Raw genomic sequence first — 23,471 nt, 5'->3', positions numbered from 1 at the left:
CGATGGGACTATTCAGCGAAGTGGCAGGCAACTTTATGCCCGGTTGAAAGCTCCCGCCAAGCCGGCACCTCGGCAGAACAACGTTCAACAGCGACCGGGCATCGCGTATGGAAACGGCATCCGGACGGCTTGTTGAGAGGAGAAGGAATTTCCCCTTCCAGCTTCTGGGCCGAGCCCCGGTCGTCCGGATCGAGCGACGGGATCGCTGAGAGCAAGGCTTTCGTATAGGGATGCTTCGGCGCGGTGAACAGCTCCCGGCTCGGCGCCATTTCAACAATCGCCCCCAGATACATCACCGCTACATAGTCGCAGGTATGGGCCACGACACTAAGGTCGTGACTGATGAATAGGAAGGTAATGTCCATATCCTTCTGCAGCGACTTCAGAAGGTTGAGGATGTCCGCCTGAATGGACACATCAAGGGCCGCCACACTCTCGTCGGCAACGAGGAACTTAGGCTCACATACAAGAGCCCGTGCGATAGAAATCCGCTGGCGCTGCCCCCCCGAGAAAGCGTGCGGGAACCGCCGCAGATGCTCCAGATTGAGTCGGCATTTCGCGGCTATCTCGCGGACACGCTCGTCCGTTTCCGCACGCGATTTTGTAAGCTTCATGACTTCCAGTGGCTCGGCAATGATGTCTCGCACGGTCATGCGAGGACTGAGTGCCGCATAGGGATCCTGAAATATAAGCTGGGCGCGCCGCCGGTACTCCTTCAGTTCTCCCTTGCTCATCAGACCGACATCGAAGTCGACATCCTCGTCACGATATCGCACTTCGCCGTCCGATATCGGCGCCGCCTTTAGTATCGCCCGGCCGAGTGTCGTTTTGCCGGAGCCGCTTTCGCCGACCAGACCGAAGAACGACCCTCGCGGGATTTCAAGCGAAACCTCGTCCACAGCTTTCAATATGGTGCTGCCGCCAAGAAGGCCTTTGCCGACACCGAAATGAACGGAGAGATGGTTCACCCAGACGTGGCTTTCCTGAACACTCACGATGCGGCCTCCAAAACGGACTCTACCGCGACGCAGGCGGCCTGGTGACTTGCCGATACACTCACCTCCCCGGGCCGGTCTGCATCGCAATTCCCGGGAATAAATTTCGGACATCTTGTGTGAAACACACACCCGTCGGGACGCTCTAACGGGCTTGGGATATCACCTGGAACAGGCGTCAACGGCTCGTCGAGACGCTCGAGTTTAGGCAGAGCGTTTAGCAGGCCCTGAGTATAGGGATGGGCTGGCGTGCGGATCACTTCCCGCACGCTGCCAGTTTCCATCACGCGGCCGAGATACATCACCGCCACCCGGTCCGCCGTTTGAGCAATAACGCCCAGATCGTGAGTTATGAAGAGGATAGCCATGCCGAACTCGCCAATCAGGTCCTTCATCAGATCGATGACCTGAGCCTGGATCGTTACGTCCAGCGCTGTCGTCGGCTCATCTGCGATAAGTAGCTTCGGCTTGGTCGAGAGCGCCATGGCGATCATCGCCCGTTGCCGCATACCGCCTGAAAACTCGAACGCGTACTGATCAATCCGCTTGGAAGCATCGGAGATCCCGACCCGATCCAACATCTCGATCGAAAGCTCCCGCGCTTCATTCTTGTTCATCGCGCTGTGCAGCAGAAGTTGTTCGACCATCTGGTCGCCAATGGTGATGGCCGGGGCAAAGCTCGCCATCGGTTCCTGAAAAATCATCGAGATGGCGCCACCACGAACGATTTTCAGGTCCTTTGCCTTTTGAAGAGAGAGAATATCGACCGGACCGTCATCCAGGTTGAGCGTGATGCTACTGTCCGGACCATAGACCGTGTTGCCCGCATTCAGTTTCATCAGCGCCTTCGCGGTCACCGACTTGCCGGAGCCACTTTCGCCAACCAAACCGAGCACTTCACCGGCGGCAATATCGAAGGAGACATTGTCAACCGTCGTGATCAGGCCCTCGTCGGTCTTGAACTGCACCGTCAGATTGCGGACGGAAAGAAGAGGTGCCGCCATCATTTGTGATCCGAATAAGGGTCGGCCGCGTCGCGTAGCCCATCGCCGACAAAGACGAAGGCCAGCACCATGCCGACGAAGAAAATAACCGGGATGAAGTACCACTGATAATTCAGCAGCACGTCGGCGCTGGTGACGCTCTGCAACAGCACTCCGAGCGAATTGACAGGTTCTTTCAGGCCAAGGCCGATAAAACTGAGCGCTGTCTCGGACAACACCATGTACGGAAAGGAGATCACCAGATCGACGATGATGTAGCTGGTGAAGCTCGGCAGCAGATGGCGCCGGATAACATGGCTTGGGGACGCGCCGCACATCCTGGCGGCCAGCACATATTCCTGGTTCCGCTCGGTCAGCAGATGTGTTCGGACCCGCCGCGCCAAGGTCGGCCATCCGATGAAGCCAAGAATAATGGAGATGAAGAAGAACCGGGCTTCCGAGCTCCACTCATCCGGCACGAACGCGGCCAACGCCATGAAAAGAGGGATGGCCGGCACCGTTCGGATGGCATCCGTGAACATTTGCAAGACACCATCGATCCAACCGCCGAAATAACCCGATACGCCGCCGATCACGAGGGCCAGCACGAAGCTGATAAAGACACCGATGGTACCGACGGCAAGCGATGTATAGATTGCGTGCAGAGTGCGGGAGAAAATGTCCTTGCCCGCATGGTCAGTGCCGAAGATATGAATGCCGCCCTTATCCACGCCGAACAGATGCGTGGTCATACGAAATCCCGGGATCTTGATATCCAGTGCTTCGCCCGGAAGGTTCAGCTCGAAACTGAACATCCGGTATTCCCAGCCCGTCGGCAGCAGCTGTACATAGCGCCGCTCCTCCGTATTGATCGACGTGACCCAGCGGAAGTTTGTCTTGATCGAGCGAGTCCGTTCCAGCGTGTGCAGGAAGGGGCGCAGGGAACAGCCATTGTGATCGCAGAACATCGGGATCTGCGGCGCGCCGTTCTGATACTCCTTATCCCGTCCGGCGATGGTCGGATCATAGGGCGAGAGGAATGGCGCGAAGAAGCCCATTAGGATGATCAAGATCAACACCGCACCGGCGACCATGGCCGCCCTGTTCTTCTTGAAACGCGCCCAGACGAGCTGCATCTGGCTGGCCGTGAAGTAGGCTTCCTTGGACTTTTGGTCAGCGCTTTTCGCGGGGGAGTCTGAGAGTGTTTGATCGACCATCGCCCTAGCCTCCCATCACGCTTTTACGCACTCGCGGATCGATCAGCGAGAGCAGGATGTCAGTTACGAAATTGAGCGACACAATGGAGGCCGTCAGCATGAAGATGATCGCTCCCGCGAGCTGCTGATCATTCGATCGCGCCAGCCCCTCGAGCAATAGAGACCCAGCCTCCGACAGTGTCAGGATCACCGCGACAATGGGCAACTCGTTGAAGACACGGTTCAGGTCAAAACCCAGGGAATTGATGATCGGCCCAAGGGCGTGGCGGGCCGGATAGCGCCAAAGCAACTTGCCGCCGGTGACACCCCGTGCCCGCGCCGCTGTTACATAGAGCTTGCCGTATTCGTCCGACATCAGAGCCCGCACGGTCTGCAAGGCGAAAGCCGTGGCGGACCATCCGAGAATGAAGATCGGCAGCCATGCGCGCGACAAGAAGTCCATCACCCGCTCATAGGACCAGGGCGCGTCCCGGAATTCTTTGGAAAACATACCGGTCAGGCTGTCGCCAAAGACCATGGTCGAGAACAACATGATCATCAGCGCCAGCAGGAAATTCGGCAGTGCGAGGCCAAGATAGGAGACCAGACGCAGACCATTGTTCATGGCCGGGCTTGCCACGGTCGCCGAAATGATGCCGACGGGCAGAGCGATCAGGTAAGCAAACAGCAGTGCCGTGAAACAGATGCCGAGGGAAATCCAGATCTTCTCGCCGAGAAGCTGGTTGATATTGACCCGCAGGATGCAGCTATCGCCGAAATCGCCGCGCAGGAAAACATTTCCGACCCAGTTGACCCAACGTTGAACGTAGGGCTTGTCGAGGCCCAGGCGTATTTCCTCCGCCCGAATATTCTCAAGGCTGATCTGCTCGCCCTGGGTATTCTTAAAGGCGAGATAACGCTCGGCACAGTTCCCCGGCACCATCTCCATCAACGTGAAGACAATAAAAGAAACCAGTAGCAGCGTGACCACGGCCATGGCCGCGCGCGTTAACGCAAATTGTATGAATCTCAGCATATATCCCCGCCCCCGTCGGTCTTAGATCGACCGATCTTCTCAGGTCATCGATCTAAAACCGACGCGGTCAGGACCGGAGCCAATGCCCCGGTCCCGCCGCGCGGAAGATCATTAGCCTTCGTCAGCAAGGAACCATTGTTGCGGACGATAGGGGTAGGTCCGGTAATACTCGTAGGACCAGGTCTTGAACTCCGGGAAGTTCTTGAGCGCGTTCCGATGATAGATCGGGTTCGGCGCCTGTACCGTTCCGAGGAACAGCAGGTTCTCTGTCATGTTCTGAACCAGACGCTGACCGATCTCCGCAGATTCCTTGGTGCCCACTGGAGCGGACTGGAAGGCATCGATATCCGCCAGCAGCTGATCGACATATTCCGGCGGCTTGACACCCTTGGTGCCGTTGCTATCGACATATTCGGCCCAGAGCATGCCATTGCGGCCGCCGAAGTAATTCTCGAACGGCGGTTGGAACAGCTCCGCGTTGCCGAGCACAATGGCGAGCGGCTGACCCTTCTGCCACATCATCACGTCAAGCTGGTTGGAGGACTGAGCCGAACGATACTCATCCGGGGTCACCTCCTTGACCGTTGCCTTGACACCGACATTGGTCCAGTGCTGAGCAACCAGCTCGGCGACCTGACCGGGCATGCCCTGTGTCGAGAACTGCAGGTTCAGTACCAGCGGAGCGCCACTCGGCAGGTCGCGCGCACCGTCGCCGTCCTTGTCGACCACGCCGACCTCGTCTAGCAGCTTCTTGGCCAGATCAGGATCAAACTGGGCGTAATGTTCTTCCCATTTCGGATCGACGAAATCCGGGGTCGGTGAGAAGGCCACATACTGCTTCGGCTGACCGAGATCGAAGAAAGCGACTTCGTTGATCTCTGCCCGGTTCATCGCCACCGACATGGCCTGACGGAACTTCAGATCACCGAATACCTTGCGCTTTTCCTCATCCGTCGAGGTGACGTTGAAAGCGAAGGTCGGCATGGCGATGGTCGGTTTAAGGTCGACCGTGTAATCGCCCTTTTCCTGGTTCTCCAGCATGATCGGCGCCGACGGAAGCTGCAGGGACTGCGACTTGTAGTCGATCTCGCCATTCACGGCTTTCAGGATGCGCACTTCATTCTCGTTGATGTGCACTTCATCAATTTCGTTGATATAGGGGAGCTGGTTACCCGCCGTGTCGACCATGTGGAAATAAGGGTTCGCCACCAGGCGACGTCCTTCGGTCGATTCAGCTACGACGATGTGGGATTCAAGCGTCGGATAAACACCCTTCGGCATTTTCGGCGCTTTCGCCGGATCGGACAGCATGATCGACGGTGTGTCGGTCCAGTCCGAGTTGCCGTAATAGGCGGAAATCACCGCGTAGCCGCTCTCGAAGCCCAGTTCTTTCGCCTTCGCGTCAGCATCCGGGTTGTATTTCGGATGGAACATGCCGAGGAAATGCTTCGGCATGAAGGGCTGGGAATAATGCGTCGCGAAGTGGGCCAGCAGGCCCGGCTTCGGCGCCGGCAGATTGAACACAACGGTCTGCGGGTCCGGCGTTTCCACCGTCATCCGCTTGCCGGCGACCAGCACATAATCTTTCGGCTTTTTGATGATGTTCTCGTCGAACACCATGTCGTCGTACCAGAACTTGACGTCCTCGGAGGTGAACGGCGCGCCGTCGGACCATTTGTGGCCCTTACGCAGCGTCATGGTCAGCTTCGTGAAGTCGCTGTTCCATTCCCAGCTCTTGGCCACATTCGGCACGACCGTCGCGAGATCGTCACTGTAACGCACCAGGCTGACGTGACGGACGGACAGCAGATCGGACGTGCCGGCTTCCGGTGCGTTCGACAAACCATCGAGAACACCGCCATAGGTGCCGATTTCGGCATAAGGCACGACCACCAGCGGCTCGGCAGGAAGACGCTCGGCGAGCGATGGCAATGCACCGTTCCCCTGGATCTTGCCGTTCAGATCGGCCGATTTCGGGTTACCTGCGAAGGCCAGCTTGCAGCCAGCTGTGGCTTCGAATTCGGCCAGTTCATATTGCTGCGGAAAGGCACCAGCCTTTACGCCTTTCATATCGGCCATGGTAACTGGCGGGCAATCGGCCATTGCCGATCCCGCAAAAGCGCAGACAGCTACGCCTGCGAGAAGAAGTGTTTTGCGCATGAAGTCCCCCAAGAATTATGCAGTCCGAGTTCCTCTCCCAGAACCCAGACTGATCGACGCTATTCCGCATCTATTAATATTGCAATGCAATACGGTGATGCCCTTATGACAGTCACACCAGCACGAAATGTTGTCAATCTATGCTCTGGGTACGCGCATTGGTAATTTTTTGAGGCACTTAGGCGGATTTTATGTGTGCGACGCAGCAATAAATCTTCGTCAAAATACAGGCCCCGTGCCGATACACCGACACGGGGCTATAGACAGCGCCATACTTAGTGCCAGGTGGTTATTCGCCTTCCCCCTGCACCGACATGTGCTTGGCAATATAGGCAGGCTCTCCCATACGGGCGATCAGGTTGAGCTGCAGATCGAGCCAGGACATGTGCCCTTCCTCATCCAGCGCAATCTTCTCGAAAAGCACGCGAGATCCTATATCGCCGTCTTCCGACGCTTCACGAGCCGCTTGCGTATAGAACTTGATCGCGCCCTTCTCATCGTCCAGGTCGGCCTGAAACATGTCGTTCAGGGACTGGGCCCTTGTTGGCGCCTTCTCGAACTTTAGTTCCGGACTTCCGTTCAGGAACAGAATGCGCTCAATGAACGCGTCTGAATGCCCTAGTTCCTCCTGCATTTCCAAACGCATCTGGACGGCAAGTCGGTCAATGCCCCAGTCGTCGAGGACATGCGCATGAAGCTGATACTGGTGCGCGGCCGTCAATTCCATGCCGAGCGCGGTTTGCAGATTTTTCAGGGTTTTCTCATTTGCCATAACGCTATCTGTCTCCGTTCTTGTGAGTAAATCTCGGAGGATCCAATCCGCTGGAACACACTCTTTTCCAAGCGCATTAACTTCCTCCATAAACATGGGGTCAGGCGCTGCATGCAACCATTGGTCATATTGTCGCTGGCATATTCAGCGCTCTACCCGGCCTGCTTTGGTCGACTTTCTCCGTCCGCAAGGCATCGGTTCAAACGCACTAGCACGCCGCTACGAATTCATGACAGCATGTTAGCCATGCTGGGGAATGGCTCACCCTTACCCCGGCCACGGGTAACGAAAGGGTCGAACCATGCAACGCCTTCTGAAGACCACCGCACTCGCCGGCGTCACAGCCGTCGCACTTTCTTTCAGCGCAACCGCTACTGCGAACGCGGAAGATATCAAGGGCCATGACGGACTGAACGCCACCTACTGGGTGCAGAATTCTGTCGAATACAAAGCCAATGCCTATGCTCTCTATCAGCTCGCCATGCTTCGCCTCGATCAGGCGCTTGCGGACAAAAAATGGACCGCTGCACTGGAGCAGTCGGGCGATTACCAGTCCAAACCACCGGCCGTAATTCTCGATATTGACGAGACCGTGCTCGACAATTCCCCCTACCAGGCCTGGATCGTCGAAAAAGACAAATATTACAGCTCAAAAACCTGGGCACCATTCGTCGAGAGCCAGACTTCCAGAATGATTCCCGGCTCCCTCGAATTCACCAAATACGCCAAGTCCAAGGGCGTGAAAGTGATTTACGTCTCCAACCGCAAGGCACCCGGTGAAGAAGCCACCCGCGCGAACCTAAAGAAATTCGGCTACCCGGTCGATGAGGACACGGATGTGGTCCTGCTGCGCGGCGAGAAGGATGAATGGAACTCCTCCAACAAGACTCCAAGACGGGAGCATGTGGTGTCCAGCTATCGCGTGCTTCTGCAACTTGGCGACAATCTCGGCGACTTCACGGATGAGAATGTGAAGGGCTCGCCCTCCGAGCGGCTCGGCACCTTCGAAAAACACCAGGCCATGTGGGGCAAGCAGTGGATTATGTTCGCCAACCCGACCTACGGGTCCTGGGAAGGTGCAGCAATAAATAACAACTGGAAAGCCTCCGGCTCGGAGAAGCGCGCCATGAAACATGCCATCATGGATGAGTGGGAAGGCCCGAAGTAATCTGCTAGATCACCTCATCAGCTCTGTCGCAGCAGCCCGGCTTCGTCCGGGCTGCTTTCATATTTACCTGTTAACAACGCCCGGCTGACAGCCCCTCGAAAACGATCACTGCGCATCGACATGCTACGAGAGCGACATATTCGACGCGGCGATCCGATGCGGCGGGAAATGAATTGTCACAGTGGTACCTTTGGAGAGCTCACTTTCAAGAGTAACTGTCGCACCATGCAGCTCGGCAAAGCGCCCGGTCAGGGGCAGTCCCAGCCCCGTCCCTTCATGTGTAACCGCACTATTGAGGCGCAACTGTCCAAAGGGCTGCATAACAGTGTCGATATGTTCGGACGCAATCCCGACGCCGTTATCGCGCACGCCAATGTCAAGTCCGCCACTTGACACGGCAGAAGCGAACACGGCGATTTCTCCGTGCTCGCCGGTAAATTTAACGGCGTTGGACAAAAGATTGATCAGTATTTGAAGAACGAGACGTTCATCGCCAATCAGCGTCGGCAATGACCGATCCATCTCAATACTGACTGTCTGATGCTTTTCCTGGCTTCGCTGCCGGATAAGGCTCACCGATCTTTCAATAACGGCGATCAATTGGATTTTCGTCTCGTGCAGCTCGGTTTCGCCCGCCTCAATTTTTGCGAGGTCGAGAATGTCATTGATGACATTGAGCAGGTGCAGGCTCGCGCTGTGTATCGCGGAGGCATACTCCGTCGTTCTCTCTCCCGAAACCAGACGCTTGTCTCCGCTCTTCACGATTTCCGAAAAGCCGATAATGGCGTTCAACGGGGTCCTCAGCTCATGGCTCATCAGCGCCAGGAATTCTGTCTTCGCCCGGTCTGCCGCTTCGGCCGCCGCCTGTGTCTTGCGCAGAAGCTGGAGCTCTTCGTTCCGCAGTTCTACCATGTGCTCCAGATCATGCTCACGCGCTTCTATAACACTGAGCAGCGAGCGCTGCCGCAGGAAGAAAAACCCGACGATCAAAAGAACCGCAATGGCAAGCCCGGCAGAGAATTGATAGGCGATAAGTGCCCGCTGCTCATTCGTCTGGAAGCGCACGAAATCCTTTTGAAATGAGAGCCATATATCCTGCTCGGCATGCTCCGAACCGCGATGGATCCGGGCCATGTTCTCGTGAAATTCATCAGCCATGGCGGAAGCTTCTTCAATGCTCTGAACTGCTTCACTGATTTCAACATTACGGCGAAGGAACGGGATCAGATCACCGGCCAGCGCCTGGTCGTCCGTCAACGCACTCGAAGCAAAGCCGATCGATGCCTTGCTGAAATTCGCCGCCTTCTTCAGATGGTTTTTATCGCCGGTACGAAGATAGCTAAGAAAGGCTTCATAGCCTCGGCTGGCAAGCATGGAGACCTTGAACACATGACGCATAGAGTCCGTTTTCCACATTGCCTCATTGGATTCCGCAATTCTGGACGGAACGAGGCTGAACTCACGATTGAAGTACAGCCCGGCTGCTATTGCTGAGACAATAACGATCAAAGCAAAGATGATATGGCGGTAGGAGGTCACTCGAATCTGATCTCCTGAATCATCCAAAGCCATTTAGGGAGCTTCGCGCGATGAACTTCCTCATCCGGAGTGAAATCCGGAAACACGATCCGGGCAGGTCCTTTTTGCTCCAGGTCAAAACGCTTCCCGCGCAGCTTCGTGACCAGAAGGATTCTGAATTCCTGCCATTCAGCTTGCTCGAAAGTAATTCTATACCCATCAATTGCGGTGAGCTTAACCGATTTCACTGAAGGATCGCCGTATTTCGCGACTAGCTGGTCAAGCAAGACACCTGAATATGGAACCCTGCGCTTTTCGTATGGGTTGTAGACCCTCTCTGCAACAAAACCGATTAGATCGATCTCATCAAGAGTGACATCCTGTTCGGCACCAGAGGCCGTTTTTCCTGTCATTCGGATCGTGTCCGCTGAGACAGCACAGGTCCATGACACGAGTGCAGCAAAGAATACAAAGGTTACAAAAAAACGACGCAGCAGGCTTCCGCCACAACGGGAAACAGGTGTGGAGACGGAAAAATGATCGATATTTCCAAACATTCGCCGCTCCAGATTGAGCATCTCTATTTCGGCCAAAACTCCGGAAAAGGACTCTCTCCAGACACATCAGGGCCATCCTATAGGGCCCAATTTGTTAACGTATTCTGAACAAATAGACTCATTTTTGGCAGCCCAGAATCCGAGACGCCCAGAAACAACGCTGTATCAAACCTTCATGCTCAAAAACAGGATTGTTGACAATCCTGTTTTTGAGCATGAATACCGCCCCTTAATATCATGCGTAAACGGGACAGATCATACATGCCATATCGAGCCTACGGTACGATCGGATATCCGTCAGCGGTCACAGGATTGGTCAAAGGATCTTCGTCGAGCGCGATCACGGCCCGGGTATTCCGATCACCAGGGCAGACCTGTCGAGCTGTAAGGACAGACTCTCGTTTGTGGCTCGCTGGGACCTTGTCCCGTTTAAAGCCGAGAGTGGTTTTTCGAGTTAGGTTCGTTTACCAGCCGTCCGGATCTTGGTGATGAATTGCTCACTCTCCTGCTGCAATTGGCTCGCCTGACCCGTGACATTCACGGATGAGCTGGAGACTTCAGAATCCATTTCCACAGACTGACGGACCCCATCCTCAACAAGGTTTATCGCTTCAAGCGCGTCCGCTGCCCCATGGTGCGCTTCCGCAGCACTTTGTGAATCTCGCGTGTGACCGCGTCCTGCTCTTCAACCGCAGCTGAAATTGGCGAAGAAGAATCCTCGACTTTCGACATGGATGCCGCGATGTTTTCGATACTTGATTTCGTCAGGTTCGCAACACGTTGCATATTCGTGACTTGCTCGAAAATCTCATCCGTCGCATTCGATGTCTGGTTAGCGAGCGTCTTCACTTCGGATGCGACCACCGCAAACCCTTTGCCCGTTTCACCAGCACGGGCCGCCTCGATTGTCGCATTCAGTGCCAACAGGTTGGTTTGTTCCGCAATGTCCTGAATCAGGCTGACAACGCCTGTGATTTTTTCAGCTGCATGGTTCAAAGCCTCGACGGTCTCCATTGTATTGTTGACCGTCTGGGTGGCCTCGACCGCAATTGAATTGAACTCCGAAACCTGGTGAGAAATCTCGCTGATCGACGCTGACATTTCCTCTGCCGCCGATGCCACGCTCGGAACATTGCGGCTGGCCTGCTCCGCTCCTTGAGTCGCCTTTGCCGTTCGATCAAGACTCGTACTTGAAAGAGAGTTCATATCACTCGACTTTCCGGACAACGTTCCAGCCGATTCCAGCAGGCTGGTCGAGACACCGGTAATCGAGTCCTGGAACTGGTCCGAAAGCGCCTCAAGTCGCTTGTTAAAGTCTTTCGCCTGCTCGTCCAGATAGACAGATATTGCAAGCTCGATATCAATCATGACGACCTTATCGACCGCCTGGATAAGCGCCGCAGCCTTGCCCGTCGCCGCGTTGGCCCGCCACCCTTTGATGCAATGCTGCACTGCCAGCCGATGGAGCTCCCCCAACGCAATGGCATAACCAACTATATACCAACGCGGCTCTAGTCCAAGCCGATTGTGGACCCGGCCAATGGTTTGAATGGATTCGAAATAGTCGGAATCAAACTTACCTGAAAACAGTTTGAGCCAGTGTCGGCTTTGTGCCTCACGGGCATGCTCAATGCGCGCTTCAGAAACAAACATTTTCGCCAGCTTGGGCACGGTCATCACATGAGCATAAAAAACATCCAGGATAGCAGGAAGGTTTCGTTCAACGACGGGCCTGAACTCGTTCACGTTCGTTGACGTAATTTCATCGATTTTAAAAAACGAGAGACGGTCCTCTTTTTCCAAGAAATCTGACGACACACCAAAGCCCCTCTAAAACCCTAGGTTAATAATTGGGAAATTTTCTATATTTAGCTTATTCAAGAAATTTCTTAATAAATCATTTAGTTGTGAACAATTTTTAATTTTAATCGCATCTATTTTTACTTACATCCGACATCCATATATTATTAACGTTTACATAAAATCAATCACGGAGGCGTAGGTTTCCCTCGAACAAAATGCAACCTAAGTATTTCAAAATTATGATTTATATAATTTTTGAACTTTGCGATTTAGAAAGCACCTTAGCAGTCGCAGGCGCGATTAGACGAGGCCGCTGGTCAGTCTAAATACAATAATTTAAATTAATTCAGCTATTAAGGGCATTGATTCTAAATAAGAACAAATACTTTGGTGAAGAGAGAACATGATCATGATTGACACGAAACCTACAACCCAAAAGTAACAACTTCATACTTGAGGCGATTGCCAAAATGCATAAGCGAGACCACACAACCTGATCGCATCAAGTGTCAGCACAGAAAATTTCAGGACTCATCTTGACATCTGTCGCATTGTGTTTATTTCCAACCGGTCGGAAATAAACACAATGCAGGATTATAATGGTTGGGCGCCCCAGATCGATAGACCGTGACGCCGTGCTGGATGCGGCACAAGCTGTTGCAGTCCGAGACGGCGCTGGAAAACTGACTCTCGAAGCCGTTGCCATTGAAGCCGGCATAAGCAAGGCAAGCGTGCTTTACGACTACAAGACAAAACAGGCGCTGATCAAAGCCCTGGTCGAGCGGCGCATCGCCTCGGAAAACGCAAAGCTTCGACACATCGAAAACGGGCTCGGCCATATCCCAAACGCTGCAATTCGCGCTCAACTGAGTTCCGAACTGCAGGAGCCTTCGGACGAGGACGGCGCTGTCATGCTCAGCCTCTGTGCCGTCGTCGCACAGGATGCAGACTTACGTCACCCAGTGCAGGAAATGATTGCGCAGCGTATTACTCGTGTGAAGGAAACAGTAGAAAACCCGCGTGGCTCAATGCTTGCTCTTCTGGCTCTTGAAGGCCTAAGAGCACTGGAACGGCTAGGCCTTCACAAGTGGCCGAGCGAGGAACGAAAACAATTGCTTTCCGAAATTCGGTGGCTCGTTGAACAAGAGCCTGAAGAACGCGCGTGCGACGAGGTGACGGATTCCCCTTGAGTCGCCCGTTTATTGTTCACCACCCTTTTGCCCATAAAACCCGCAGCACATCCTCAGAGATAGAAGCCGGGTCAATTCACAGGAGTTCGTTATGCCCCTTTCCAAGACTTTCCGGGCTGTGGCACTGGTTGCAGTCGTGCTGCCCGCCTTAACCGCCTGCGATATTGGCGGGACTGAAGACAAACAGGCGGCGACAGCACAGAAATCGCGTCCAGCGATGCCGGTCAGCACCATCGTCACCGCAGCCGAGGACATTCCGGTAGTCAATGAACTCCCCGGTCGGATCGCCCCTCTCAACATCGCCGAGGTCCGCCCTCGAATCTCCGGCCTGATCGTCAGCCGCGTCTTCAAGCAAGGCGATGTGGTAAATCGGGGTGACGTGCTCTACCGGATTGACCCCGCCCCCTACAAAGTCCAGGCCGACAGCGCACAGGCGACCATGGCACGCGCCAAGGCTGTGCAGAAACAAGCACGGCTTGAGGCCGATCGGCAAAAAGAGCTGCGCTCCCGCAAAGTCACGAGCGCTCAGCAACTCGACAACGCAATAGCGTCGCTCGCTCAAGCGGATGCAGATGTCGCATCGGCTCAGGCCGGGGTCGCGGCGGCAGAGCTCAATTTGCAATATACCGCAGTCAAGGCGCCGATCAGCGGCCGCATCGGCCGCGCACTTGTTACGGAAGGTGCGCTCGTCTCCACGACCGGCGAGGATCCTCTTGCTGTGATCCGGCAGATCGATCCGGTCTATGCTGACTTCACCCAGTCAGCCGAGCAGCTCCGGGCGCTCCGCAAGGCGATGGATAGCGGGAACATCTCTGTCTCCGAAGACGGGGCCGCGACCATTCACCTGTTGTACGCTGATGGCGCCAGCTATCCGCAGACTGGCCGGCTCCTTCTGCAGGAAAGCACAGTCGATTCAACCACAGGCCAGATTATACTGCGTGGCGAATTCCCCAATTCCGAGCTCTCCCTTCTACCCGGCATGTATGTCCGCGTCCGCATCGAACAAGGCATTCGTCACAATGCGGTTGCCGTCCCACAACAGGCGATACAGCGCGATACAGCCGGAAACGCCCAAGTATATGTGGTGAAACCGGATAATATCTTGGAATTGCGCAGCATCTCGCTTGGCGCCACCAGTGGCAATCGTTGGATTGTCCGGAGCGGACTCGCCGTTGGCGAACAAATCGTCGTCGAGGGCTTCCAGAAGATCCGGCCCGGCGCAAAGGTTACGCCGCAACCATGGCAGCAGGCTGCCATTTCAAGCGCCCAGTAAGGCATATCAAACATGGCACATTTCTTCATTGACCGCCCCATCTTCGCCTGGGTCGTCGCCATTTTCATTATGCTGGCCGGCGCCCTCGCGATTCCCTTTCTACCAGTCGCTCAGTATCCGAGTGTTGCTCCGCCGCAAATCACGGTGAGCACCAATTATCCCGGCGCGACTCCCGATGACATGTATCTCAGCGTGACGCGCCCTATGGAGGATGAGCTGAACGGCGTTCCGGGACTGCTCTATTTCGAATCAACATCCGACGCCTCCGGCCAGATCAGCATAACCGTCACCTTCGAGCCAGGCACCGACGTCGCCGAAGCGCAAGTCGAAGTACAGAACCGGATAAGCCGCGTGGAGGCACGCCTCCCCGCAGCCGTCACCCGCCAGGGTGTCCGGATCGAGCGGGCCGGAACCGGCTATCTGCTCGTTATGACACTTGCGTCCACAGACGGGTCGATGGATGCGATCATGCTCGGCGATTATCTCAGCCGAAACATCGAGGGCGAAATTCGCCGGATACCGGGTGTCGGAAATACACGCCTCTTCTCCACTGAACAGTCCATGCGCATCTGGCTGGATCCCGACAAAATGTTGGGACTGAGCCTCACGACTGACGATGTCGTCGGCGCAATTGAGGCTCAGAACGCTCAGGTGGCGGCTGGCCGGATCGGCGCCAAACCATTGGTCGACGGCCAACGAATCTCGGTCGGCGTACTGGTTAAAGGTCAGCTCCGAACGGCAGAGGAATTCGGCGCCATCGTTTTGCGCGCCAATATCGACGGTTCTTCAGTAAGGTTGAAGGATGTAGCCCGGATCGAGATCGGGGGCGAGTCATACACCTCCTCGGCACGCCTGAACGGTAATCCATCCGCGGCCATGGGCGTGCAGCTTTCTCCAAGCGGTAACGCGCTCGACACGGCGAACGAGATCGAAGCGAAGATGGAGGAACTCGCCAGGTATTTCCCCGAGGGCGTGGAGTACAAGATTCCCTACAACACAGCCCCGTTCGTTGAAATCTCCATCGAGAAGGTGCTGCACACGCTGCTTGAAGCCGTTGGGCTCGTCTTCATCGTGATGTTCCTCTTCTTGCAAAGCTTCCGCTACACGATCATTCCCACCCTTGTGGTGCCTGTTGCCCTTCTGGGTACGTGTGCCGTGATGTATGTGACCGGCTTCTCAATCAATGTGCTGACCATGTTCGCCATGGTGTTGGCGATCGGTATCCTCGTGGACGATGCCATCGTTGTGGTCGAAAATGTCGAGCGCATCATGAGCGAGGAAGGCCTGTCTCCACACGACGCGACGCGCAAGGCAATGAAGCAGATTACCGGAGCAATTATCGGCATCACGCTGGTATTGACCGCCGTCTTTATTCCCATGGCCTTCTTCCCCGGTGCCGTCGGGGTTATTTACGAGCAATTCAGTCTAACCATGGTGGTCTCGATCCTGTTCTCCGGGTTCCTGGCCCTTTCTCTGACCCCTGCACTTTGCGCCAGCATCCTGAAACCCGTGGAGGCAGGTCATGCTCAGGCGAAGCGCGGGTTCTTCGGATGGTTCAACCGGAGTTTCGACAAAACCGCACACGGCTATAGTTCTTTTATTCGCCGGATCGCCTCGCGTGCAGGGCGGTTCATGGTGATCTACCTCGCCCTTCTGGCCGGTCTCGGCTGGGCATGGATCCAGCTACCAACAGCCTTTATCCCTAACGAAGACCAGGGCTATTTGCTGGCCAGCATACAGGCCCCCGCCGACGCGAGCGGCGAGCGGACGCTGGATGTTGTCAAGCAGGTGGAGGGGGCCTTTATGGACCAGCCCGGAGTGGAACAGATTATCGCCGTGTCGGGCTTCAGCTTCTCCGGCACCGGCGAAAATGCCGGACTTGCCTTTGTGATGCTGAAGGATTGGAGTGTCAGGGGCTCTAAAGACTCAGCGGACGCAATCGCCGGACGGACGAACGGTCGGTTGTTCGGCATCAAGGATGCTTTTGTCTTCGCCCTCTCGCCACCGCCAATCCGCGGATTGGGTAATTCAAGCGGCTTCGACTTCCGTCTTCAGGATCGCGCTGGTCTCGGACACGCGGCACTGGTCGAAGGCACAGGCCGACTGATGGCGGCGGCCCAGCGGAGCCCGGTGCTTGCCGGTGTCCGCATCTCGGGTCTGCCAGATGCCCCTCAGGTGAACCTGGTCGTTGACCGTGAGAAAGCGAACACCTTCGGTGTGACTTTCGCGGATATCAATAACACCATCTCGACGCACCTTGGCTCCGACTATGTGAACGACTTCCCCAACGTCGGCCGTATGCAGCGCGTCACGGTTCAGGCCGATCAAGGGTATCGCATGCAGCCGGAGGACATTTTGGACCTTACGGTGCGCAACACCCATGGCGGCATGGTACCCCTGCGGAACTTCGCAAACATTGAGTGGGAAAAGGGATCGGCCCAGGTGGTCGGTTATAATGGCTATCCATCGATCCGGATCAGTGGCGAGGCCGCTCCGGGCTACTCCTCTGGCCAGGCAATCGCCGAAGTTGAGCGGATCGCTGAAGATCTCGGTCCCGGCTTCGGTTATGAATGGACCGGGCAATCCTTGCAGGAGATTCAGTCCGGCGCACAGGGACCACTCCTGATCGGGCTCAGTATCCTCTTCGTGTTTTTGCTTCTGGCTGCCCTCTACGAAAGCTGGTCGATTCCGATTTCGGTAATGCTTGTAGTGCCGCTCGGTGCAATCGGCTCGGTGGCCGCTGTTATGCTCCGCGACATGCCGAACGACGTCTATTTCCTTGTTGGCCTGATCGCCATCATCGGGTTGTCGGCTAAAAACGCGATCCTGATTGTCGAGTTCGCCAAAGATCTCAGGGAAGAGGGTCAATCATTGATGGATGCTACGGTCGAGGCGGCACGTCTGCGTTTCCGGCCGATCCTGATGACATCCTTCGCCTTTTCCTTCGGTGTGCTTCCGCTGGCGATCGCGACTGGCGCAAGTGCGGCCAGCCAGAATGCAATCGGCACAGGCGTGCTCGGCGGTATGATTTCGGCAACCGTTCTGGCGGTGTTCTTCGTGCCGGTCTTCTTTGTCTTCGTGATGACCCTCTTTGGGGGGAAGAAGGCTCCGAAAGAAGCCCCCGAAGCGACGGAGTAGACTGGCTGACCCTATAAGCCGGCAGAGGGCTCGCTTTCTGCCGGCAAGACAGACATGGCGACATCGACGACCTGCTGCGGAGTTTGTCGCCCGACGCCCGAACGCGTTATAATGGCAAGCGCAAAAACCTGGCTCGATTAATGCTCCGCCCTCGATTAATGCTCCGCCAATGAGGTCGAAGCATTAATCGAAGCTGAACGCGTCGAAGATCTATGCAGGTGCGCGCAGCCCCCTTGGACGACCTGAAGAGCAAATTCGGCAATGCCCGAAAGCTGTCGGACGGCATGCTGGTGAAATGCTGCCAGATGCTTACTAGCTCAATCTCAATCGAGGCGCCGACTCGATCCCGGCGTCTCGGCACCTGAAGCTATTCGCCAATTTCTTGATTTGTCGGACGGTTCAGGGTGCCATGTCACTTATGGAGATGAGCCAGAATAGACGTTCGCAAAAAGCGGCGTTCTCAGGTCCAAGCCCAACGAAACACACTCCCATGGGCGCAGATACTGACAAGCATGCCGCCTTTGTGCGCATAGGTCGGCTGATCAGAATCTGGGCCGCTCTGCGCGGACCAAAGAGACGCAGGGACCTTGACCCTGTAGTGATCGGCCCCGAACTTCTCCCGCACCTCTGCCTCGGTCACTACTTGGGTAACGGAACAGATTTTCGCTACGATCTGATCGGCTCCGAAGTTTCCAAACTGGCCCCCCGCCTCAAACGAGGCTCGCTGGCCAGCGACACAATGCGGATACAGAATACCGATCACGATCATATTCTTGCACTGTTTCTGGAAGCGGGACGGGACAAATGGCCCAAAATCCATGAGGTCCGATACAGTTCAATAGACGATGTCCCTCTGAGGATATTCACTGCTTTGCTGCCGCTTGGCGTTCACCAAGACAAACATTGTGCCGAGGACCTGTTGCTGGGTGTTTGGCGAACCACGGTGACGGACGTAATCGCGAAGGACAACTCGACGGACCTGACCGGAGAGTTCCTACAGTTCTCAGGCATGTCCGTCTGACGCACCTGTCAGACTTGCCAAAATCAGTGATCCGATGCTGGAAATTGCGGCAGGTCGTCCGCGATCCCGTAATAGTCCCCTTTGTCTGCGACATAGATATGCCCACGGACAACCAAGGACGACGGACCGTCAAGCGCCCCCAGCGATACTGAGATCCTCGGACTGTCCGTATCCACGAAAAACAGTGCGGAGCCGCATTCCGAGCAGAACCCACGGCGTGCCTTATCGCTGGAGCGATACCATTTCAGTCCCCTATCCTCGGAGATTCGGAGATCTTCCTTGTTCAAGGTGGAGGAAATCCAAGCCTGACTTGCCTGCTTGCGGCACATGGTGCAATGGCAAGCCACCGGCTGCTTCATTTCCCCGGAAATCTCGAAACGCACCGCGCCGCAAAGACACCCGCCTTCCCTAACCATTTCTCCCACGATCCAGCTCCCCGGCACGGTAATGATTTAAAGCGGGAATGTTCCTTTTTTGTTCCCTCCTGTCAATAACCAGCTCCAATTGCCTGCCCCGACCAATGGTCATTGCATACTGGTATGAACAACGCCTAATCATCGACACGTTCTTCACCCTCACGGCCAAAGATCATGCATCCTTCCCATAGCCTCTTTTCCGACACCTACTTCACGGCCCGGCAACGTTTCTTGCATGCCGTCGAAGACAAAGGGTACGCGCTGGAGACCGCGCGCCATCCGCTGAGCTCGAGATTTCCGGCCGAGATCGCGACCGATACAGTCAGGATTGGGCCGGACCGCGCGCGCCGGGTGCTGTTCGTCAGTTCCGGCGTGCACGGCACTGAGTTGACAACCGGATCCGGCATCCAGCTCGGCCTGTTGCAAGAGATTGAGGCGTGGTTGCCGGCGGATACGGCCGCCGTTTTTATTCACGGCGTCAACCCGCACGGCTCTGCCGCAATGACCCGGACGGATGAGAACAATATCGATCCTAACCGGAACAATCTTCTCTCTTTCGAAACCCTGCCGCAAAACCCGGATTACGACGCACTGCATGACGCGCTCTGCCCGGCGGTCTGGTCCGGTCCAGAGCGCGACGCGGCCGAGGCCCGGATCACGGCCTATATCGAGGAAAACGGCTTCGAGAAATTCAGCCGGAAGGTTCTGGCCGGTCAGTATACCCATCCGGACGGCCTCTTCTTCGGCGGCACATCTCGGTGCTGGACGATTGCGAACTTCGCTGGGATTGTCGCCCGGCATGGCGCCGGAGCTGATCGGCTGGCAATTGCTGACCTGCATACAGGCCTCGGTGAATACGGTTCCCTGGAAGCAATACGCCGAGACACAGCGCCAAGAAAGGGCGCCGCGAGCAGCGAGATCAGTCATGTAGCCAGTGACGTGCTCGACGATGTCGCCTGTGCGATGGAGCCCATCAAAGTCATCTTGGAATTCGGAACACGCCCGATTGACCATATCGTCACCATGCATAGGGCGGACACCTGGCTGAAGTTCCACGGCGATCCACACACGCCGCTTGGACGCCGGATAAAGGCGGAACTGCGGGATGCGCTCTTCTGCGACGACCCGGCATGGCTGGAAGCCGTTTATACGCAAGGCGTATCCGGATGCCGCGCTATCCTCGAAGAGCTCACGGCCTGATCAATTAAGCCACGTCACGCACACTCTTAACCGACACGATGACAATCACGGTTCAGAACAGGTCGGAAATTTTATAGCGTCGAAAAAGTCAACGCGACCAAATGCAACCGCATCTTTTGCAACACGTTTCCGAGAACCGAAAACTTTCGTTTACGCCATTAGGTACTTGGTATACCAATATACCAAGAACAAGAGCGAAGGGCCCGTTCGGGACTCGGAAGCCGCATCACGCCAGGGGAGGTCTTTAGACCATGGTCATGTCCGATATTGAAGTTGCGCGCGAAGCTAAAATGAAGCCGATCATGGAGATCGGCGACAAGTTGGGAATTCCGGCCGAATCTCTTCAGCCTTTCGGCCACACGAAGGCCAAGATCGACCTCAACTACATCAAATCCATCCAGGACCGCCCGGACGGCAAACTAGTGCTGGTTACCGGCATCAACCCGACAGCAGCGGGCGAAGGCAAAACCACGACCTCTGTCGGCCTCGGTGACGCGCTGAACCGGATCGGCAAGAAAGCCATCATCTGCCTGCGCGAGCCGAGCCTTGGCCCATGCTTCGGCATGAAGGGCGGCGCCGCCGGTGGCGGGTACGCCCAGGTCGTGCCGATGGAAGACATCAATCTGCACTTCACCGGTGACTTCCACGCCATTGCCGCCGCGAACAACCTGCTCGCCGCGATGATCGACAACCACATCTACTGGGGCAACAAGCTCGGTATCGATGAACGCCGGGTTTCCTGGAAGCGCTGCATTGACATGAATGATCGGGCTCTGCGCCAGATCGCCAACTCCCTCGGCGGCGTGGCCAACGGCTTCCCGCGCGAGGACGGCTTCGACATCGTCGTCGCCTCCGAGGTGATGGCCATTTTCTGTCTGTCGACCGATCTGGAAGACATGAAGCGCCGTCTCGGCAACATCATCGTGGCCTATACCCGCGACCGTAAGCCGATCTATGCCCGCGACGTCGATGCCAACGGCGCCATGACCGTACTGCTGCGCGATGCCCTGGCCCCGAACCTTGTACAGACGCTGGAAAACAACCCGGCCTTCATTCATGGCGGCCCGTTCGCGAACATCGCCCATGGCTGCAACTCTGTGATGGCCACTAAAACCGCCCTCAAGCTTGGCGACTATGTAGTGACCGAAGCCGGTTTCGGAGCCGATCTCGGCGCCGAGAAGTTCTTCGACATCAAATGCCGCAAGGCTGGCCTGAAGCCGTCAGCAGCAGTCGTCGTCGGCACCGTCCGGGCCCTGAAGATGCATGGTGGGGTCGCCAAGGAGGATCTTGGCACCGAAAATATCGAGGCCGTGGTCAAGGGCACCTCGAACATCAAGCGTCACGTCGTTAACACAAAGAAATTCGGTGTGCCGGTCGTTGTCGCCCTAAACCGCTTCATTACCGACACGGACGCGGAAATCAACGCGGTGCGTGATGAGCTGGCATCCGAGGGCGTCGAGGCCATTATCTGCACCCATTGGTCCGACGGCGGCGCCGGTACAGAGGATCTGGCGAAGAAGGTCGTGGAACTGGTCGAAGGTGGCAGCGCCGACTTCAAGCCTCTCTATGACGAAAATCTCGGCCTGCTGCAGAAGATCGAAGCCATCGCCAAGAACATCTACGATGCTTCCGGTGTGGTTGCGGACCAGAAAGTGCTCAACCAGATCAAGGATTTCGAAGCGCTCGGCGCCGACAAGTTCCCGGTCTGCATTGCCAAGACGCAGTACAGCTTCTCGATCGACCCGAACGCCAAGGGCGCACCCAGCGGTCATACACTTCCGGTCCGCGAAGTCCGTCTTTCCAATGGTGCGGAGTTCATTGTTGCGGTCTGTGGCGATATCATGACCATGCCGGGCCTGCCGCGTGTCCCGGCCGCCGAGAAGATCACGCTGAACGATCAGGACCAGATCGAAGGCCTGTTCTAATAAGATACGGCGCGGGGGCATTCCGCTCCCGCGCCTTTCAATCAGCATGTCCGCCCGGGGCGCGCCGGGCGGTGGGGAGGGAGCACAATGCGCATTATCCTGAACGGACAGCAGGCCTTCGGTAAGGCGGCGCTGGAAGCCATTCTGGAAAAGGGCGAAGACGAGATCGTTGCCGTCTACACGGCGCCTGACAAGGAAGGCCGCCCGGTCGATCCGGTCAAGGAAGCCGCCCTTGAGCACGGTCTGACCGTATGTCAGCCCGCCGATTATTCCCTTCCCGAAGTGATCGAGGAACTGAAGAGCTGGAACGCCGATCTGATGATGATGGCCTATGTCATCATCTTCATACCGGAAGAAGCCCGGAACGTGCCGAAACACGGCTCGCTCTGCTTCCACCCGTCGCTACTGCCGCTGCATCGTGGCCCCTCCTCCATCAACTGGCCGATCATCTGGGGCGCGGACAAAACCGGCCTCACGATCTTCTATCCGGACGACGGGCTCGACGAAGGCGACATCTGCGTCCAGAAGGAAGTCGAGATCACCCCGGACGACACGCTCGGCTCGGTCTATTTCGACAAGGTCTTCCCGCTCGGCATTGAAGCAGTGCTTGAAAGCATCGACCTGATCCGCGCCGGAAACCCGCCACACACACCGCAAGACGAGTCCAAAGCCACCTATGAAGGCTGGTGCCGCAAGGCGGATGGCGAGATCAACTGGAACCGCAGCCAGACCGAGGTCTACAACCAGATCCGCGGCTGCAACCCGCAACCCGGCGCCTGGACGACGCTGAACGGCAAGGAGCTGCAAATCTTCAACAGCCAGAAAGCCGACGGCTCCGGCCGGACCGGCCGGATCTGCGCCATCACCGACAACGGCTTCGTTATCAATGCCGGACGCGGCGGTATTCTTGTCCAGCGCGTACGCTATGACGGCGGCAAGAAGATCTCCGCCAAGGACTTTATCGCCGAACAGGGCCTCGAAGTCGGGGCTCGTTTTGGTACCTGAATACGCATAACTCCCCGAACGTCCCCTGCCCAATGCGCACTCGGCCCCGCCACAAGCGGGGCCGTTCTTTTTTCATGACCATGGATGAACGGGACCGCTTCTGTTCGCAGATTTT

The 23,471-nt window shown here is 56.3% G+C and carries 19 protein-coding genes; 9 read left to right on the top strand and 10 right to left on the bottom strand.

The window, feature by feature from the left end:
• Positions 1–8 precede the first annotated feature (8 nt).
• From ABJ076_RS20215 to ABJ076_RS20190, 6 genes are all read right to left on the bottom strand, one after another.
• Positions 9–995, bottom strand: coding sequence for an oligopeptide/dipeptide ABC transporter ATP-binding protein (locus tag ABJ076_RS20215; protein ID WP_348193075.1), 987 nt, complete (start codon positions 993–995; stop codon positions 9–11).
• Positions 992–1,999 (bottom strand): ABC transporter ATP-binding protein, encoded by a 1,008-nt coding sequence (locus ABJ076_RS20210; RefSeq protein ID WP_348199033.1) that lies wholly within the window; start codon positions 1,997–1,999, stop codon positions 992–994. Before ABJ076_RS20210 ends, ABJ076_RS20215 begins: the two co-directional genes overlap by 4 nt.
• Complete coding sequence (locus ABJ076_RS20205; RefSeq protein WP_348193070.1) at positions 1,999–3,195, bottom strand: ABC transporter permease; 1,197 nt, start codon at positions 3,193–3,195, stop codon at positions 1,999–2,001. The genes ABJ076_RS20210 and ABJ076_RS20205 overlap by 1 nt, the downstream gene beginning before the upstream one ends.
• 4 nt (positions 3,196–3,199) lie before the next feature.
• A complete protein-coding gene (locus tag ABJ076_RS20200) occupies positions 3,200–4,210 on the bottom strand; it encodes an ABC transporter permease (RefSeq protein ID WP_348193067.1) in 1,011 nt (336 codons plus the stop codon).
• A 111-nt stretch (positions 4,211–4,321) separates the two neighbouring features.
• A complete protein-coding gene (locus ABJ076_RS20195; protein ID WP_348193064.1) occupies positions 4,322–6,370 on the bottom strand; it encodes an ABC transporter substrate-binding protein in 2,049 nt (682 codons plus the stop codon).
• Positions 6,371–6,659: 289 nt separating this feature from the next.
• Positions 6,660–7,142: a bacterioferritin gene (locus tag ABJ076_RS20190; RefSeq protein WP_348193061.1), complete on the bottom strand. Its 483-nt coding sequence runs from the start codon at positions 7,140–7,142 to the stop codon at positions 6,660–6,662.
• A gap of 301 nt (positions 7,143–7,443) precedes the next feature.
• On the opposite strand from ABJ076_RS20190, the gene ABJ076_RS20185 reads away from it, so the two are divergent.
• Complete coding sequence (locus ABJ076_RS20185; protein ID WP_348193058.1) at positions 7,444–8,310, top strand: 5'-nucleotidase, lipoprotein e(P4) family; 867 nt, start codon at positions 7,444–7,446, stop codon at positions 8,308–8,310.
• A gap of 123 nt (positions 8,311–8,433) precedes the next feature.
• Here the strand turns inward: ABJ076_RS20185 and ABJ076_RS20180 are convergent, their stop codons facing one another.
• The 3 genes from ABJ076_RS20180 to ABJ076_RS20170 all read right to left on the bottom strand — a co-directional run bounded on the left by ABJ076_RS20180 (position 8,434) and on the right by ABJ076_RS20170 (position 12,203).
• Positions 8,434–9,882 (bottom strand): HAMP domain-containing sensor histidine kinase, encoded by a 1,449-nt coding sequence (locus tag ABJ076_RS20180; protein ID WP_348193056.1) that lies wholly within the window; start codon positions 9,880–9,882, stop codon positions 8,434–8,436.
• Positions 9,846–10,385: a hypothetical protein gene (locus tag ABJ076_RS20175; RefSeq protein WP_348193053.1), complete on the bottom strand. Its 540-nt coding sequence runs from the start codon at positions 10,383–10,385 to the stop codon at positions 9,846–9,848. Before ABJ076_RS20175 ends, ABJ076_RS20180 begins: the two co-directional genes overlap by 37 nt.
• Before the next feature lie 603 nt (positions 10,386–10,988).
• Complete coding sequence (locus tag ABJ076_RS20170) at positions 10,989–12,203, bottom strand: globin-coupled sensor protein (RefSeq protein WP_348193050.1); 1,215 nt, start codon at positions 12,201–12,203, stop codon at positions 10,989–10,991.
• Positions 12,204–12,823: 620 nt separating this feature from the next.
• On the opposite strand from ABJ076_RS20170, the gene ABJ076_RS20165 reads away from it, so the two are divergent.
• From ABJ076_RS20165 to ABJ076_RS20145, 5 genes are all read left to right on the top strand, one after another.
• A complete protein-coding gene (locus tag ABJ076_RS20165; RefSeq protein WP_348202648.1) occupies positions 12,824–13,378 on the top strand; it encodes a TetR/AcrR family transcriptional regulator in 555 nt (184 codons plus the stop codon).
• 91 nt (positions 13,379–13,469) lie between these two features.
• Positions 13,470–14,651, top strand: a complete 1,182-nt coding sequence (locus ABJ076_RS20160) for an efflux RND transporter periplasmic adaptor subunit (RefSeq protein ID WP_348193044.1) — start codon at positions 13,470–13,472, stop codon at positions 14,649–14,651.
• Positions 14,652–14,663: 12 nt separating this feature from the next.
• Positions 14,664–17,789, top strand: coding sequence for an efflux RND transporter permease subunit (locus tag ABJ076_RS20155; protein WP_348193041.1), 3,126 nt, complete (start codon positions 14,664–14,666; stop codon positions 17,787–17,789).
• A 218-nt stretch (positions 17,790–18,007) separates the two neighbouring features.
• On the top strand, positions 18,008–18,154 hold the full coding sequence (locus ABJ076_RS20150) for a hypothetical protein (RefSeq protein WP_348198165.1): 147 nt from the start codon (positions 18,008–18,010) through the stop codon (positions 18,152–18,154).
• Positions 18,155–18,279: 125 nt separating this feature from the next.
• A complete protein-coding gene (locus tag ABJ076_RS20145) occupies positions 18,280–18,810 on the top strand; it encodes a hypothetical protein (RefSeq protein ID WP_348193038.1) in 531 nt (176 codons plus the stop codon).
• Positions 18,811–18,833: 23 nt separating this feature from the next.
• Here ABJ076_RS20145 and ABJ076_RS20140 read toward each other — a convergent pair whose 3' ends face one another.
• Positions 18,834–19,226 (bottom strand): GFA family protein, encoded by a 393-nt coding sequence (locus ABJ076_RS20140; protein ID WP_348193507.1) that lies wholly within the window; start codon positions 19,224–19,226, stop codon positions 18,834–18,836.
• 174 nt (positions 19,227–19,400) lie between these two features.
• Here ABJ076_RS20140 and ABJ076_RS20135 point away from each other — a divergent pair, with 174 nt between their 5' ends.
• The 3 genes from ABJ076_RS20135 (at position 19,401) to ABJ076_RS20125 (ending at position 23,356) form a co-directional block, all read left to right on the top strand.
• A complete protein-coding gene (locus ABJ076_RS20135; protein ID WP_348193035.1) occupies positions 19,401–20,426 on the top strand; it encodes a DUF2817 domain-containing protein in 1,026 nt (341 codons plus the stop codon).
• Between the two features lie 251 nt (positions 20,427–20,677).
• Positions 20,678–22,351, top strand: coding sequence for a formate--tetrahydrofolate ligase (locus ABJ076_RS20130; protein WP_348193032.1), 1,674 nt, complete (start codon positions 20,678–20,680; stop codon positions 22,349–22,351).
• An 87-nt stretch (positions 22,352–22,438) separates the two neighbouring features.
• A complete protein-coding gene (locus tag ABJ076_RS20125) occupies positions 22,439–23,356 on the top strand; it encodes a methionyl-tRNA formyltransferase (protein ID WP_348193030.1) in 918 nt (305 codons plus the stop codon).
• The last annotated feature ends 115 nt before the right edge of the window (positions 23,357–23,471 follow it).

The organism is Nisaea sp. (genome assembly GCF_039990255.1).
Classification (GTDB): domain Bacteria; phylum Pseudomonadota; class Alphaproteobacteria; order Thalassobaculales; family Thalassobaculaceae; genus Nisaea.
The sequence above is the reverse complement of the archived record's forward strand: the minus strand, read 5'-3'. Positions and strand labels throughout refer to the sequence as shown.

What these genes read in the sequence shown, in the direction of transcription:
- ABJ076_RS20145 (WP_348193038.1), top strand. Translation starts at nt 18,280, where the DNA reads ATGGGCGCAGATACTGACAAGCATGCCGCCTTTGTGCGCATAGGTCGG.
- ABJ076_RS20195 (WP_348193064.1), bottom strand. Translation starts at nt 6,370, where the DNA reads ATGCGCAAAACACTTCTTCTCGCAGGCGTAGCTGTCTGCGCTTTTGCG.
- ABJ076_RS20155 (WP_348193041.1), top strand. Translation starts at nt 14,664, where the DNA reads ATGGCACATTTCTTCATTGACCGCCCCATCTTCGCCTGGGTCGTCGCC.
- ABJ076_RS20125 (WP_348193030.1), top strand. Translation starts at nt 22,439, where the DNA reads ATGCGCATTATCCTGAACGGACAGCAGGCCTTCGGTAAGGCGGCGCTG.
- ABJ076_RS20140 (WP_348193507.1), bottom strand. Translation starts at nt 19,226, where the DNA reads ATGGTTAGGGAAGGCGGGTGTCTTTGCGGCGCGGTGCGTTTCGAGATT.
- ABJ076_RS20210 (WP_348199033.1), bottom strand. Translation starts at nt 1,999, where the DNA reads ATGGCGGCACCTCTTCTTTCCGTCCGCAATCTGACGGTGCAGTTCAAG.
- ABJ076_RS20185 (WP_348193058.1), top strand. Translation starts at nt 7,444, where the DNA reads ATGCAACGCCTTCTGAAGACCACCGCACTCGCCGGCGTCACAGCCGTC.
- ABJ076_RS20200 (WP_348193067.1), bottom strand. Translation starts at nt 4,210, where the DNA reads ATGCTGAGATTCATACAATTTGCGTTAACGCGCGCGGCCATGGCCGTG.
- ABJ076_RS20175 (WP_348193053.1), bottom strand. Translation starts at nt 10,385, where the DNA reads ATGTTTGGAAATATCGATCATTTTTCCGTCTCCACACCTGTTTCCCGT.
- ABJ076_RS20180 (WP_348193056.1), bottom strand. Translation starts at nt 9,882, where the DNA reads ATGGCTTTGGATGATTCAGGAGATCAGATTCGAGTGACCTCCTACCGC.
- ABJ076_RS20130 (WP_348193032.1), top strand. Translation starts at nt 20,678, where the DNA reads ATGGTCATGTCCGATATTGAAGTTGCGCGCGAAGCTAAAATGAAGCCG.
- ABJ076_RS20190 (WP_348193061.1), bottom strand. Translation starts at nt 7,142, where the DNA reads ATGGCAAATGAGAAAACCCTGAAAAATCTGCAAACCGCGCTCGGCATG.
- ABJ076_RS20135 (WP_348193035.1), top strand. Translation starts at nt 19,401, where the DNA reads ATGCATCCTTCCCATAGCCTCTTTTCCGACACCTACTTCACGGCCCGG.
- ABJ076_RS20160 (WP_348193044.1), top strand. Translation starts at nt 13,470, where the DNA reads ATGCCCCTTTCCAAGACTTTCCGGGCTGTGGCACTGGTTGCAGTCGTG.
- ABJ076_RS20205 (WP_348193070.1), bottom strand. Translation starts at nt 3,195, where the DNA reads ATGGTCGATCAAACACTCTCAGACTCCCCCGCGAAAAGCGCTGACCAA.